Annotated in this window: 13 protein-coding genes; 2 read left to right on the forward strand and 11 right to left on the reverse strand. The window is 74.1% G+C overall.

Annotated elements, in window-relative coordinates; all coding sequences use genetic code 11:
* Positions 1 to 298: 298 nt before the first annotated feature.
* Positions 299 to 2,176 carry a translation elongation factor 4 gene (gene lepA, locus ACQ452_RS22030; protein ID WP_433387003.1) on the reverse strand — a complete coding sequence of 626 codons (1,878 nt, stop codon included), beginning with the start codon at positions 2,174 to 2,176 and terminating at the stop codon, positions 299 to 301.
* A gap of 159 nt (positions 2,177 to 2,335) precedes the next feature.
* Positions 2,336 to 2,872, reverse strand: a complete 537-nt coding sequence (locus ACQ452_RS22035; protein ID WP_433387004.1) for a DUF4240 domain-containing protein — start codon at positions 2,870 to 2,872, stop codon at positions 2,336 to 2,338.
* Between the two features lie 92 nt (positions 2,873 to 2,964).
* Between ACQ452_RS22035 and ACQ452_RS22040 the strand changes: the two genes are divergently transcribed.
* On the forward strand, positions 2,965 to 3,960 hold the full coding sequence (locus ACQ452_RS22040) for a phosphotransferase (protein WP_433387005.1): 996 nt from the start codon (positions 2,965 to 2,967) through the stop codon (positions 3,958 to 3,960).
* A 575-nt stretch (positions 3,961 to 4,535) separates the two neighbouring features.
* Positions 4,536 to 4,802, forward strand: a complete 267-nt coding sequence (gene rpsT, locus ACQ452_RS22045) for a 30S ribosomal protein S20 (protein WP_433387006.1) — start codon at positions 4,536 to 4,538, stop codon at positions 4,800 to 4,802.
* Positions 4,803 to 5,082: 280 nt separating this feature from the next.
* Here rpsT and ACQ452_RS22050 read toward each other — a convergent pair whose 3' ends face one another.
* The 9 genes from ACQ452_RS22050 to nadD form a co-directional block, all read right to left on the reverse strand.
* The gene (locus ACQ452_RS22050; RefSeq protein ID WP_433387007.1) at positions 5,083 to 5,601 is read right to left on the reverse strand and encodes a hypothetical protein; all 519 of its coding nucleotides are present in this window, start codon (positions 5,599 to 5,601) and stop codon (positions 5,083 to 5,085) included.
* Positions 5,598 to 6,578: a DNA polymerase III subunit delta gene (gene holA / locus ACQ452_RS22055; RefSeq protein ID WP_433394322.1), complete on the reverse strand. Its 981-nt coding sequence runs from the start codon at positions 6,576 to 6,578 to the stop codon at positions 5,598 to 5,600. Before holA ends, ACQ452_RS22050 begins: the two co-directional genes overlap by 4 nt.
* Before the next feature lie 123 nt (positions 6,579 to 6,701).
* The gene (locus ACQ452_RS22060) at positions 6,702 to 9,047 is read right to left on the reverse strand and encodes a ComEC/Rec2 family competence protein (protein ID WP_433394324.1); all 2,346 of its coding nucleotides are present in this window, start codon (positions 9,045 to 9,047) and stop codon (positions 6,702 to 6,704) included.
* A gap of 83 nt (positions 9,048 to 9,130) precedes the next feature.
* Positions 9,131 to 9,883, reverse strand: coding sequence for a ComEA family DNA-binding protein (locus tag ACQ452_RS22065; RefSeq protein WP_433394326.1), 753 nt, complete (start codon positions 9,881 to 9,883; stop codon positions 9,131 to 9,133).
* A gap of 367 nt (positions 9,884 to 10,250) precedes the next feature.
* Positions 10,251 to 10,826: a DinB family protein gene (locus tag ACQ452_RS22070; protein WP_433387008.1), complete on the reverse strand. Its 576-nt coding sequence runs from the start codon at positions 10,824 to 10,826 to the stop codon at positions 10,251 to 10,253.
* A gap of 4 nt (positions 10,827 to 10,830) precedes the next feature.
* Positions 10,831 to 11,748, reverse strand: coding sequence for a DegV family protein (locus ACQ452_RS22075; protein ID WP_433387009.1), 918 nt, complete (start codon positions 11,746 to 11,748; stop codon positions 10,831 to 10,833).
* A 39-nt stretch (positions 11,749 to 11,787) separates the two neighbouring features.
* Positions 11,788 to 12,417, reverse strand: coding sequence for a histidine phosphatase family protein (locus ACQ452_RS22080; protein ID WP_433387010.1), 630 nt, complete (start codon positions 12,415 to 12,417; stop codon positions 11,788 to 11,790).
* Positions 12,414 to 12,824: a ribosome silencing factor gene (gene rsfS, locus ACQ452_RS22085; protein ID WP_433387011.1), complete on the reverse strand. Its 411-nt coding sequence runs from the start codon at positions 12,822 to 12,824 to the stop codon at positions 12,414 to 12,416. The genes ACQ452_RS22080 and rsfS overlap by 4 nt, the downstream gene beginning before the upstream one ends.
* 111 nt (positions 12,825 to 12,935) lie before the next feature.
* Positions 12,936 to 13,532 carry a nicotinate-nucleotide adenylyltransferase gene (gene nadD, locus ACQ452_RS22090; RefSeq protein ID WP_433387012.1) on the reverse strand — a complete coding sequence of 199 codons (597 nt, stop codon included), beginning with the start codon at positions 13,530 to 13,532 and terminating at the stop codon, positions 12,936 to 12,938.
* Positions 13,533 to 13,565 lie beyond the last annotated feature (33 nt).

Raw genomic sequence — 13,565 nt, forward strand, 5'->3', positions numbered from 1 at the left:
GGTCTGTGGTGTTGCTGTCGTGACCGCTAAGTTCCCGACCCACCAAAAATCCAAACCGGTTCGACCGGCAAGACCACGTCGTGCGTCAATGTCGGCCCGCGCCGCGACTGCCGCCCCGACGGTCGTCGGCGCAGGTGACGCCCGCCGGCCGGACGGGCGGGGGCGGGGTGCGGCGGGCCGAAAAATTCCTTCAACGCGAGCGGCCGGCGCGCCGGTCGGGTGCGGACCACACGCGGTCCGCACCCGGCCGGGGCGCCGGCCGTCGTACGTCGTCGTCCGCCGGCGGGCCGGCGGCGCGTCACTTCTTGCCGGGGGCCTTCGGCTCGGCGGAGTCGGAGGAGAGCGCGACGATGAAGGCCTCCTGGGGGACCTCCACCCGGCCCACCATCTTCATCCGCTTCTTGCCCTCCTTCTGCTTCTCCAGCAGCTTGCGCTTGCGGCTGATGTCGCCGCCGTAGCACTTGGCGAGCACGTCCTTGCGGATCGCCCGGATTGTCTCCCGGGCGATGACCCGGCTGCCGATCGCCGCCTGGATCGGCACCTCGAACTGCTGGCGCGGGATCAGCTTGCGCAGCTTCGCCGCGATCGTGACGCCGTAGTTGTACGCCTTGTCCTTGTGCACGATCGCGCTGAACGCGTCCACCGGCTCGCCGTGCAGCAGGATGTCGACCTTCACCAGCTCGGACGCCTGCTCGCCGGAGGGCTCGTAGTCCAGCGAGGCGTAGCCCTTGGTGCGGCTCTTCAACTGGTCGAAGAAGTCAAAGATGATCTCCGCGAGGGGCAGCGTGTAACGCAGTTCCACCCGGTCGGCCGAGAGGTAGTCCATGCCGCGCAGGCTGCCCCGGCGGCCCTGGCAGAGCTCCATCACGGCGCCGACGTAGTCGTTGGGCGTGAGCACCGTGGCGCGTACGACCGGCTCGTACACCTCGGCGATCCGGCCCGTGGGGTACTCGCTCGGGTTCGTCACGACGATCTCCTCGCCGTCCTCGGTGATGGCCCGGTAGACCACGTTCGGGGCGGTGGAGATCAGGTCGAGGTTGTACTCGCGCTCCAGCCGCTCCCGGATGATCTCCATGTGCAGCAGGCCGAGGAAGCCGCAGCGGAAACCGAAGCCGAGCGCCCCCGACGTCTCCGGCTCGTAGTCGAGCGCCGCGTCGTTGAGCTTGAGCTTGTCCAGCGCCTCGCGCAGGTTGGGGTAGTCGGAGCCGTCGATCGGGTAGAGCCCCGAGTAGACCATCGGCTTCGGGTCCTTGTAGCCGCCCAGGGCCTCGGTCGCGGGCCGGGTGTTGATGGTGATCGTGTCGCCGACCCGGGACTGACGGACGTCCTTCACGCCGGTGATCAGGTAACCCACCTCGCCGACGCCGAGCGCGCCGGCCTTCACCATCTCCGGCGAGATGACGCCGATCTCCAGCAGCTCGTGCACGGCGGCCGTGGACATCATCTTGATCCGGTCGCGGGCGCTGATCCGCCCGTCGATGACCCGGACGTAGGTCACCACGCCCCGGTAGACGTCGTAGACCGAATCGAAGATCATGGCGCGGGCGGGCGCCTCCGCGTCGCCGATCGGGGGCTTGAACTGCCGGACGATCTCGTCGAGCAGGTACGGCACGCCGTCGCCCGTCTTGCCGGAGACCCTGATGCAGTCCGCCGGGTCACCACCGATGAGGTGCGCCAACTCCTCGGCGTACTTCTCGGGCTGGGCGGCCGGCAGGTCGATCTTGTTGAGCACCGGGATGACGTGCAGGTCGTTCTCGAGCGCCAGGTAGAGGTTCGCCAGGGTCTGCGCCTCGATGCCCTGCGCGGCGTCGACCAGCAGCACCGCGCCCTCGCAGGCGGCCAGCGACCGGGACACCTCGTAGGTGAAGTCGACATGGCCCGGAGTGTCGATCATGTTGAGCACGGCGGACTCGCCGGCCCGGTCGCCCTCCCTGATGGTCCAGGGCATCCGGACGGCCTGGCTCTTGATCGTGATGCCGCGCTCGCGCTCGATGTCCATCCGGTCGAGGTACTGCGCACGCATCTGCCGGGGGTCGACCACGCCGGTGAGCTGCAACATCCGGTCGGCCAGGGTCGACTTCCCGTGGTCGATGTGGGCGATGATGCAGAAGTTCCGGATGCGCGCCGGGTCGGTGGCACCGGGAGCGTTCGCGCCGGAATCGAGCGTCGGTGGCACAGCGGTCCGTTCTGGTCGGCTGACGTGAGCGGGCCGGCGTGACGCCGACCCCCTCTATGCTCCCACGTCGCCGCCGCGCGTCCGCTGTGCGGGCGATCCCTCCGCCCGGGACGGCCTCGTGAGCGCCGCCCCGGCCGGCGGATGGCTCGGCCCCGGGTGCTACTCGGCGGGGGGCTCGACGAAGAGCGCGGCGAGCTTCGGCAGCCGCCGCCTCGCCTCGTCCTCGTCGTCGAAGTCCCAGAAGTCGTTGAGGTCGGGCACCGGGGCCGGCTCCCGGTCGGCCGGCAGCTCGGCGGCGGTGGCCTGGCGGTACGCGTCCCACGGCACCGCGAGCATCCCGGGGGCCGAGAACTCCTCCCCGCTCAGCGAGGCCGCCCGGACCTGCGGCAGCGCGGCCAGCGAGTCCGGCTCGGCGACCGCACGCGCGAACACCTCCCGGCCCTGGGTCATCAACCAGCCCCGGAAGTGGTGGAAACCCTCGTCCGACACGCCGCCGTTGATCAGGTAGGCGGCACCCCACAGGTCGACCCGGTGCGAGGCGGACAGCACCCGGGCCTGGTGGTGGGCGTACCCGACGATGTCCTCCGGGTCCCGCTCGGCGAGCAGGGCGACGGCCCGCGCGGCGACCGCGTGCGGTTCTCCCCCGCCGCCCGCCCGCGCCCGGTCGATCAACTGCCAGAAGTCCTCGGTCCTCATGGCCTGGCAGTCTGGCAGACCGGGCCGCCCCCGCGCCCCCGCCGCGGCGACCTCCCGGGGCCGGGCGCCGTCGCGACGCGCGGCCCGGCAGCATGGGGGGCGTGACCTCGACGTCCCCGCCGCCCGTGCCGTACCACGCGACTGCCCGCCGGCCGCGGTGGGCGACTCTCCCGGCGGCGCTGCGCACCGCCATCGGCGACCGGCTCGGGGCGCCCGTGGTCGCGACCAGGACCGCCACCGCCGGCTTCACCCGGGGCTTCGCCGCCGTGCTGCACACCGCCGCCGGGGGCCGGGCCTTCGTCAAGGCCGCCGCCACCGCCGAGCAACCCCGACTGGTCGACTGGTACGCCCGCGAGGCCGCCATCCTCGACCGGCTCCCCGACGGCTTGCGGGCACCCCGGCCCCGCTGGACGCTGCACGAGGCCGGCTGGTTCGCGCTCTGCCTCGACGCCGTCGACGGGCACACCCCCCGGCTGCCCTGGGATCCGGCGGAGCTGGCCGCCACCCTGACCGGGTACGCCGACGTCGCCGCCGCGCTGGCCACCGCCCCGCCCGCCCTGCTCGGGCTGGCGCTGCCCCACCTCGCCGACCTGGCCCGCGACGACATCCTCTGGTGGGGCGAGGTGGCCGCCGGCCGCGAGCCGGCGCCGCCGCTGCCCGCGCCACTCGCGCACCGCCTGCCCGACCTGGTCACGCTGGAGTCCCGGCTCCCGGCGTACGCAGCCGGCGCGACCGGCCTGATCCACGGCGACCTGCGGCTGGACAACGTGCTGATCGACGGGGCGGGGCGGGCCTGGTTCTGCGACTGGACGTGGCTGTGCCAGGGGCCGGCCTGGTTCGACCTGGCGACCCTGCTGCTCACCGCGTACGCCGACGGCCTGGACGCCGACGCGCTCTTCGCCCGGCACCCGGCGTCGGGGGGCGCGCCCCCCGACGCGCTCGACGCCACCCTCGCCGCCCTGTCCGGCTACTTCCTCACCACCGCCGCCTCGGCACCCACGACCGCCTCGCCGCACCTCCCCGCACACCAGCGGTGGAGCGGCGAGGCATGCCTCGGCTGGCTGGCCCGCCGGCAGGGCTGGGCCTGACCGGGGCGTCCGCCCACGCCGGCCTGCGCTCGACCCCGCGCGCTGGCCAGCGCGGACCGCCCGACGATGCCCCACGCCGCCCGGCTACGGAGCGTGTCCGATTCCGGCTGTCCCGCCTCTCCACCCCGCCCCCCTTTGCTCTGCATCCATATCGGCACCAGGCACGCTGCGTCAGCGGTGCGCATGCGGATGCAGAGCAAAGGGGGCGGAGTGGCCTCGGGCTGGGGGACGAGTTTCGGTGAAACTCCTGGTGACAGCCCTTACCGCAGCCAGCCGAGCCGGCGAGCGCTCGCCGCAGGAGAAAATTCGACTACCCGGAGTAAGGGCACGTTCGGTGACGGGGTTCTGACCGGAGCGGCAGTGCGGCGGTCATCCCCCGCGCATCGCCGGGTCTGGCTGCGCGCGGAAGTTCAAGGCGCGGTCGCGTCCACCGCCGGGGCGACCTCACCGCGGCGGGATCGGGCCGTTTTGGCTCGTCCCGGCCGACCTGGTAGCCTGGCTCTTCGCGCAGCGATGACGCATTCTCTTCGCGTGCGGAAGCAGACCAACCCGAGCTATCAAGACGAGGCTGTCGCGTGGCGAACATCAAGTCCCAGATCAAGCGCAACCGGCAGAACGAGAAGCGCCGGCTGCGTAACAAGTCGGTCAAGTCGTCGCTGAAGACCGCCGTCCGGAAGTTCCAGGAGGCCGCCGAGGCTGGTGACGTCGAGAAGGCCACCACCCTCATGCTGGACGCCTCGCGCAAGCTGGACAAGGCGGCCAGCAAGGGCGTGATCCACTCGAACCAGGCCGCGAACCGCAAGTCCGCGATCGCCAAGCGCGTGGTGTCGCTCTCCGCCTGACGCGGCGGACCCAGACCTGACCGGAAGCCCCGGGGCACCACCCGGGGCTTCCGGCTGTCTGGCATTGCCTTCGCATTCCGTATCACCACCCGGCCGGGGCACATCCCCCGCCGGGATCTCGTCGTGGACGCGGCTCCGGGTCGCCTGAGGCAGGCGACCCAGATCGATCTTGGCGAGAAACGGCCCCCGGGGGGGGCGCTCGTTTCCCAAGACCCGCCTGCGGGTCAGGGGCCGGAGACCATTGGACCGGAGACCAGGTGGCCGGGGTCAGGGAGCGGGGTCAGGGGCGGGAGTCGTCAGCTCGGGGGTCACGGCGGGTGGGCTGCGGGCCGGTGTTCCGGTCTCCCGCCCGGTGGCGCGGATCCGGGCGCCCCTGCCGCTCGCGTACGGCCCGGATGGCCTGCGGCACCGGCGACACCGCGACGACGACGCCCGGCACCCCGTGCGTGGTCCGGTCGACCCGGGCCCGCCCGACCACGGACTCCACCTGCTGCCGGAAACGGTCCCGCTCCTGCTCGGGCACGAGAGCGGCGGAGCGGACCACCATCGCGGCCACCACGTCGTTGAGCTTGACCATCGCGGCCACCGTGAGGGGTAGAACGAGCACCGCCCACCAGGTGACCAACTCGGCGAGGGCGAGCAGCGCGGCGAGCGCGACGGCGCCCTCGAAGAAGAGGAAGCAGAGCACCCCGCCCGGGTTGACGAAACGCAGCCCGAGCACCCGCGCGTACAACGGCCGGTAGCGCTCCTCGTCGGCCGGGATCGTCGCCCAGGAGACGCGGGGCGGTCCGCTGCTCACCGGCCGCCGCCCTGTCTGGCGGCGGCGACCGAGAAGACGGCCCGCTCCAGCGCGTACGCGCGGTCGTCCGCGCCGCCCTTGACGGCCGCGTTGCACTCCGCGGCGACCCGCATGGCCTGGACCAGCCCCTCGGGCGTCCAGCCACGGGCCCGCTGCTGGGCCGACCTGATCTTCCAGGCCGGCATGCCGAGGGTGCTCGCCAGCTGGTAGGGGTCGCCCCGGCCGGCGGCGGCGACCCGGGCCACCGTGCGGACGCCGTCGGCGATCGCGTCGGCGATCGGCACCGGGTCGACCCCCACGTGCAGCGCCCAGCGCAGCGCCTCCAGCGCCCCCGGCACGTCGCCCACCATCACGGCGTCGGCGACGGTGAAGCCGGTCACCTCGACCCGCCCCCGGTAGTAGCGGGCCACCGTGTCGGCACCGATCCGACCGTCGGTGTCGGCCATCAGCTGGGAGCAGGCGGCGGCCAGCTCACGCAGGTCGTTACCGACCGCCGCGATGAGCGCCTCGGCGGCGTCGTCGGTGCACTTGCCGCCCGACCGGCGGATCTCGTCCCGGACGAAGGCCACCCGGTCGCGGTGCCCCTTGAGCTTGGCGGCCGGCACCACCGTCGCGCCAGCGGCCTTCAGCCCCTCGGCGAACGCCTTGCCCTTGGCCGCACCCAGGTGCAGCACGATCAGCTGCACGTCCGGGTCGGGGTTCTTCGCGTACGCCAGCAGGGCCGCCACCAGGTCCTTGCGGGCGTCCTGACCGGCGCGCAGCACCAGCACCCGCCGCCCTCCGAAGAGGGACGGGCTGAGCATCTCGGCAATCTCGCCGACGGCCAGGGTGCCTGCCTGGTACTCGCGGACGTCAACGCCGGGCTCGACGCTGCGGGCCTTCGCGACGGCTTCGGTGACCGCGCGCGTGGCGAGCAACTCCTCGTCGCCGAGGACGAGCAGAATGGGGGCGAAGCTGGCGGCGGTCACGTCGCCCATGTTCGCACGGCCGGCGGCCGGATCCAGCCTGCTCATCGGCACTACGGGTGCGGAGCCCGCACTCAGTGCAAATCCAGACATTTACCTCAGTGCACCGCTAAAGCCGATAATCGGCATCGATTTCTACGGTTGTCGGCCGGGTCCGGTGCCCCGGGTGGCCACCGCGAGACCGGCCCGGCCGAGCAGCACCGCGGCGGCGTCCCCCTGCGTGTCGGTGCGCAGCACCCGCGCCCCACCCCGGGACAGCCGTTCGAGCACCGCCGGATTGGGATGCCCGTAGGCGTTTCCCGCCCCCACCGGCACGAGGGCGACCAGGGGACGGACCGCGTCCAGGAAGGCGGGGTCCTGGTAGGCCGACCCATGGTGGGCGACCTTCAACACCTCGGCCCGCAGACCTCCCCGGGGCGTGCTGTCCAGCAGCGCGCGCTGCTCCTCGGTCTCGGCGTCCCCGGCGAGCAGGATCCGCACGCCGGCGACGGTGGCGAGCAGGATCAGGGAGTTGTTGTTGGGATCCGAGCGGGTGCCGCGCAGAGGTTGGGGCGGGCCGATGATGGTGAACTCGACCCCGCCCTCCCGGTAGCGCCAACCGGCCTCGCCCGCCACCACGCGCACGGAGTGCGCAGCGGCCTCGGAGTGGACCTGCTCCCGCCCGGCGGCCGGCTCCGACCAGCGCGGGGTGAGCACCGCGCCCACCCGCCGGCCCCGGAACACGCCCGCGACGCCGCCGATGTGGTCGACGTGGAAGTGGCTGACCACCAACAGCGCGACCTCCCGTACGCCCAGCCGGCGCAGGCAGCCGTCCGCCGCTGCCGGGTCCGGCCCGGCGTCGACCACCACCGCACGGCCGGCCGCCACCGGCAGCACGACGGTGTCGCCCTGCCCCACCGCGCAGGCCGCGACCACCCAGCCGGCGGGGGGCCAGCCGGGGGCGGCCAGGCGTACCGGCAGGGTGCCGACCAACACGGCGACCACGACGACGGCCACCAGCCGGCGGACCACCGGGTGCCGGGCGGCCACCAGCAACGCGACGGTCAGCCCGGCCAGCAGCAGGGCACCCGTCACCCCGCCCGGCCACGGCAGCGTGCCCGCCGGCAGCCGCGCCCCGTGCCGAGCCACCATGACCAGCCACCAGGCCGGCCAGCTCGCCAGCCACGCGATGAACTCCGCCCCCGCGGACCACCAGGGCGACACCGCCGCCGCCAGGACGCCGAGCACCGTGGCGGGCGCGATGGCCGGCACCGCGAGGAGGTTCGCCGGCACGGCGACCAGGCTCACCGTGCCCGAGATGCCGGCCACCACCGGGGCGCAGGCGAGCTGCGCGGCCGCCGGAACGGCCAGCGCCTCGGCGAACCCGGCCGGCACCCCCCGGTTGCGCAGCCCGTCGCGCCACCTCGGGGCGAGCAGCAGCAGACCGCCGGTGGCCAGTACGGAGAGCGCGAAGCCGGCGTCCCCGGCCAGCTCCGGATCGGACAGCACCAGCACGGTCACCCCGGCGGAGAGGGCGGGCAGTGCCGCCCGGGGGCGCCCGGCCGCCAGCCCGACCAGCCCGATGGCGCCCATCGTGGCGGCCCGCACCACGCTGGGCGACGGACGGACCAGGATGACGAAGCCCACCAGGGCCAGCCCGCAGAGCCCCACGGCCAGCCAGGGCCCGGCCCGAGCCCACCTCGCCAGCAGCAGCACCGCGCCGACGACGATGGCCACGTTGGAACCCGATACGGCGTTGAGGTGGGTCATGCCCGTGGCGAGGAAGTCCTGCTCGACGGCGGGTGGCAGGCGGCTGGTGTCGCCGACCACCAGCCCGGGCAGCAGCCCACCCTGCTCGTCTGGGAGCGGTGAGCAGGCGCGTTGCAGGCCGGCGCGCAGCGATCCGGCGGCCCGCTGCGGTGACGGTGCCACCCCCTGTGGCGACGGCGGGCCGGCCGCACTCAGCACCGCCGCCGTCAGGTCGCCGCCGCGCGGGGCGGTCAGCCGCCCCTCGGCGGTCAGCCGCTGCCCCGGCAGCAGTCCTCGCCAGCCCGGATCGCTGGCGAGGACCAGCACGCGCGCCGGCGCGGCGACCCGCCGCCCGTCGGGACCGGTGAACCGGGTCAGCTCGGCCGCCACGAGCACGGTGGCCGGTCGTCCCGTGCCGCCGCGTACGGGACGGGGATCGTCGCGTACGACGAGTTCGGCGGTGACGACCGCCCGTTCCTCGACCAGGGCGCGAACCGGCCCGGCGTCGCGGACGGAGAGTCGTGCGGCGGTCGCCGCCGCGCCGCAGACCACGCCGAGCAGCACGGCGACGGCGATCCAGCCGTAGCGCCGGGCCGGACCGCAGGGACGGCCGAGGACGCCGAGCAGGTGCAAGGCGGCGACGCCGGCCGCTCCGGCCGCCACAGCGGCCAGCAGCACGCTCGCGCCGGCGGTCAGGTGCAACCCGGCCAGCGCGGCGAGCCAGGTGGCGACGGCCAGGCCGGCCAGCCGCAGGTCGACTGGCGGCGCGACCCGCTCGCCCCGGCCCTCGCCGTCGGACGACCCGGACCCGAACGAGCCGAGCCCGCCGCTGCCCGTCACACCGTCACCAGGTCCTTGAGCTGCTCGTAGCGGGCGTCGCCGATGCCATCCACCTGGCGTAGGTCGCCGACGGAGCGGAAGCCGCCGTGCTGGTCACGGTGGGCGAGGATGCGCTGGGCGAGCACCGGACCCACGCCGGGCAGCGCGTCGAGCTGCGCGAGCGTCGCGGTGTTGAGGTTGACCCGGCCGCCCGCGCCGGGCGCCCCCGGCACGCCACCGCCGGCCGCGCCCGGCGGTGGCGCCGCGCCCGGCGGTGCCGCGACGCCGACGAGGATCAGCTCACCGTCGGTGACCTTGCGGGCCGGGTTGAGCAGGGCCACGTCCACCCCGGGCAGTGGCCCGCCGGCCGCCGCGAGGGCGTCGGCGACGCGCGCGCCGGCCGGCACCCGGACCAGCCCGGGCCGGCGCACCTTGCCGGCTACCGCGACCACCAGTTCCCCGGCCGCGGTCGCCGTCGGCTCCGCGAGGCCGGTGCCAACCGCGCCCGACGCCTCGGCGCCGGCCACCGGGCGGACCGGCTCGGCCTGCGGCCGGGACCGCCAGGCCCAGAATCCGGCCCCCAGCACCACCAGTACGGCGACGACGGCCAACGCGCGCGTCCCCCGCCGCCCGGGGTCGAACGCCCCCGGCCCCGGCAACCGGGACACCGGCCCCGGGACGCGGGCCGGTGGGTCGGGCTCCGACAGCACCGCCGCGCCGGCCGACGACGCCGGTGTGCGGGGCGGCAGCGCCACGACCGGCTCCGGCACCCCGACCGGGCCCGGACGGTCGACGGAAGGCCCGGCGGGCCGCCGATGATGGCCGGACAGCCCGGCCGACCCCTGACGGTCGTCGGACGGCCCGACGGCTCCGCCGGGCCATTCCAGGGGATCGGCGGGCCCGCCCGGGTGCGGCCGTGCGGCGCTCGGCGGCCGGCCCGCCTCCAGCCGGCGCAGTCGTTCCCGGACCACCGTCTCCTCGTCTGCTGACACGACGCGAAGCTAGGTCCGCGAGCCCGGCGCGCGCGGCCGGCCGGGGTCCGGCTGTGGACGACGCTGGCGCCTGTGGACAACCGCCTGATCATGCGAGCGATGTGCTAGGGCGGCGAAAAGCCGCAGCTGCATGATCGACGGAAACCTAGGTCCTGCGGTTGCCGGCGTCGAGGGCAGCCTGCTCCACCCGCTGGCGGTGGTCACGCCACCACGGCTCGTCAGCGGGTGGCAGGTTGTCGTTCCTGGGCAGCAGCCCGGCCGCGCCGTCGATCAGCTCGCGCACGATGTCCGCGTGGCCGGCGTGCCGTTGTGTCTCCGCGACGATGTGGACCAGGACATGGTGCAGCGTGACCGCCGCATCGCCCCACCACGGCACCCTGCCGACGTGGTCGAGCGCGAGGGCTTCGATTGTGGTGTCGGCGTGGGAGCTGGCGCGACGGTACAGGGCGACGATCTCTCCGCGGGTCTCGTCCGCGGTCGCCCACATGTCGGCATTGGTCTCGGCCGCGTCGCCGACGTACGGCAGCTCCTGCTCGAACGGGCGGCCGAATACGACGCCGAAGTAGAGGATCTCCATGGCCGCCGCGTGTTTCACCAGACCGAGCAGGTTGGTTGCGGTCCGGGTCAGCGGGCGCCGGACATCGTACTCGCTGAGCCCGTCGAGCTTCCAGAGCAGCGCGTCGCGGCCGCCCTTCAGGTAACCGTGCAGGTCGTCCTTCATGGTGTCACGATGGCATCCGGTCGGGTGCCGGCGCTCCCCCGCATGATCGACAGGACGCACCCTGGCCGGTGACCGGGGGCCGGCGGTGCACCACGACGCAGGCCAGGCCGGGCCCGGCGTGCGCGGCGACCACCGCCCCGGCCTCGGAGACGTACGAGTCGCGCAGGCGGTCACCCAACCGGGCCTTCAGCGTCTCCAGGAGCGCCTCGGCCCGCTGCGGCGCGGCGAGGTGGTGCACGGCCAGGTCGACCTCGGCGTCCCCGGCGGCCTCGACGGCCAGGTCGACGAGGCGCGCCACGCCCCGGCTGGCGGTGCGCACCCTGTCCCTGAGCACGATCGCGCCGTCCGGCATGTGCATGATCGGCTTGACCGACAGGGCCGTGCCGAACAGCGCCTCGGCGGCGCCGATCCGGCCGCCCCGGCGGAGGAACTCCAGTGTGTCGACGTAGAACCAGATGCTGGTGCGGGCGATGGCGTCCGCCGCGGCGTCGCGTACCCCGGACAGGTCCGCGCCCCGCTCGGCGGCCGCCGCGGCGGCGACCGCCGGGAAGCCGAGGCCCATTCCGGTCGAGCGGCTGTCGACCACGGTGACCCGGCCGTCGAATTCGGCGGCGGCCAGCCGGGCGGCCTCCACCGTGCCGCTGAGCTCGGCCGACAGGTGCACCGAGACGACGCCGTCGGTGCCGGCGTCGAGAAGCTCCCGGTACGTCCGGGCGAACTGTTCCGGCGCGGGCCGCGAGGTGCTCACCGCGACGCGCCGCCCACCGAGCGCACGGGTGGCGTCGGCCGGGGTGGTCTCCACCCCCTCCAGGCCCTCGGCGCCGTTGAGCACGACCGCCAACGGCACCACCGTCAGCCGGTGGGCGCGCAGCAGCTCGGGTGGGAGGTAGGCGGTGGAGTCGGTGACGACCGCGACGGGCATGCCCGGCACGCTAGCCGATGCCGCCGGGCGACACCGGGCTCAGACCGCCTCGGTGGTGGCCGGCACACCGGTCAGGCCGGCGTTGTGGGCGCGTAGCTGCCAGCCCCGGGTGTCGTCGTGGCGCAGCTCGGTCCAGTGGCAGTTCTGCAGGGAGCCGATGGTGCGCAGGACGGTGTGCTGCCAGCCGAGCAGGTGGCCGCAGCCCTGCCGGGCGGCGCCGCCGTGGGTGGCCACCACCACGGTGCCGCCGGGCACGGTGTCGGCGGCGGCGGCCAGTGCCGCGCCTACCCGCTTGCCGAGGTCGTCGAGGGGTTCGATGCCGGCGCCCGGGTCCGGGTCGCCGGCCCGCCAGCGGGCGAACTCGGCGGGGTACCGTTCGGCGGCCTCGGTGAGGGCCAGCCCCTGCCAGGATCCGAAGTGCCGCTCGCGCAGCCGCGCGTCGGTGCGCACCGGCAGCCCGGTCAGCGCGGCCAGCGCGTCGGCGGTGTCCGCGGCGCGGCTCAGGTCACTGGCCACGATGGCGTCCGGCCGCAGCGCCGCGAGCAGTGGCGCGGCACCGCGGGCCTGGTCACGGCCGAGGTCGTTGAGGGGTACGTCGGTCTGCCCCTGGACCCGGCTGGCGGCGTTCCAGTCGGTGTTGCCGTGCCGCCAGATGATCAGACGGGTCATTCCGCGGCGGTGGAGCCGGTGCCGGGCTCGGCGTCGACGAGGTCCCGGTCGACGAACGGGATCGTCGGGCAGTCCTTCCAGAGCCGGTCGAGGGCGTAGAACTCGCGCTCCTCGGTGTGCTGGACGTGCACCACGATGTCGACGTAGTCGAGCAGCACCCAGCGGCCGCCCCGCTCGCCTTCGCGCCGGAGCGGCTTGACCTTCTCCGGCAGCTCCAGCAGCCGCTCCTCGATGGCATCGACGATGGCTAGCACCTGACGCTCGTTGGGAGCCGCGGCGAGCACGAACGCGTCGGTGATGGCGAGCTGGTCGCCCACGTCGATGATGACGATGTCCTGCGCCTTCTTGTCGGCCGCGGCCTGGGCGGCGGCGATAGCCAACTCGTGAGCGCGTTCGGAAATTGTCACCGTTCTCCTTCGATCAGCCGTGCGATCCACCAAGCGTCTCACACCCGCTGGAATCCCGACTCGTCAGTTCTGGCCCGTTACCCACCCAGACAACCCCTTACCGGGCCAAAATCACGGCTGGTAGAGGCGCCGCTTGGCGATGTACTGCACCACACCGTCCGGCACCAGGTACCAGACCGGCTCCCCCCGGGCGACCCGGGCGCGGCAGTCCGTCGACGAGATGGCCATCGCCGGGACCTGCACCAGGCTCACCGTGTCGGCCGGCAGGTGCGCGGCGGTCAGCTCGAAGCCCGGCCGGGTCACCCCGATGAAGTGGGCCAACTCGAAGATCTCGTCCAGGTCCTTCCAGGAGAGGATCCGCTCCAGCGCGTCCGCACCGGTGATGAAGAAGAGCTGCACCTTCGACCCGTACTCGGCGTGCAGGTCACGCAGCGTGTCGACGGTGTAGGTGGGCCCACCCCGGTCGATGTCGACCCGGCTCACCTGGAAACGGGGGTTGGAGGCGGTGGCGATGACCGTCATCAGGTAGCGGTCCTCCGCCGGGGTGACCGGCTCGTCCGCCTTCTGCCACGGCTGACCGGTCGGAACGAAGACCACCTCGTCCAGCCCGAAGCGGTCCGCCACCTCGCTGGCCGCGACGAGGTGCCCGTGGTGGATCGGGTCGAAGGTGCCACCCATGATGCCGACCCGCCTCGCGTCTTCCGCCACCCCGCGATCCTAGGCCGGGCGCAACCGGCCACC

Source organism: Micromonospora sp. KLBMP9576 (genome assembly GCF_050941805.1).
Lineage (GTDB): Bacteria > Actinomycetota > Actinomycetes > Mycobacteriales > Micromonosporaceae > Micromonospora.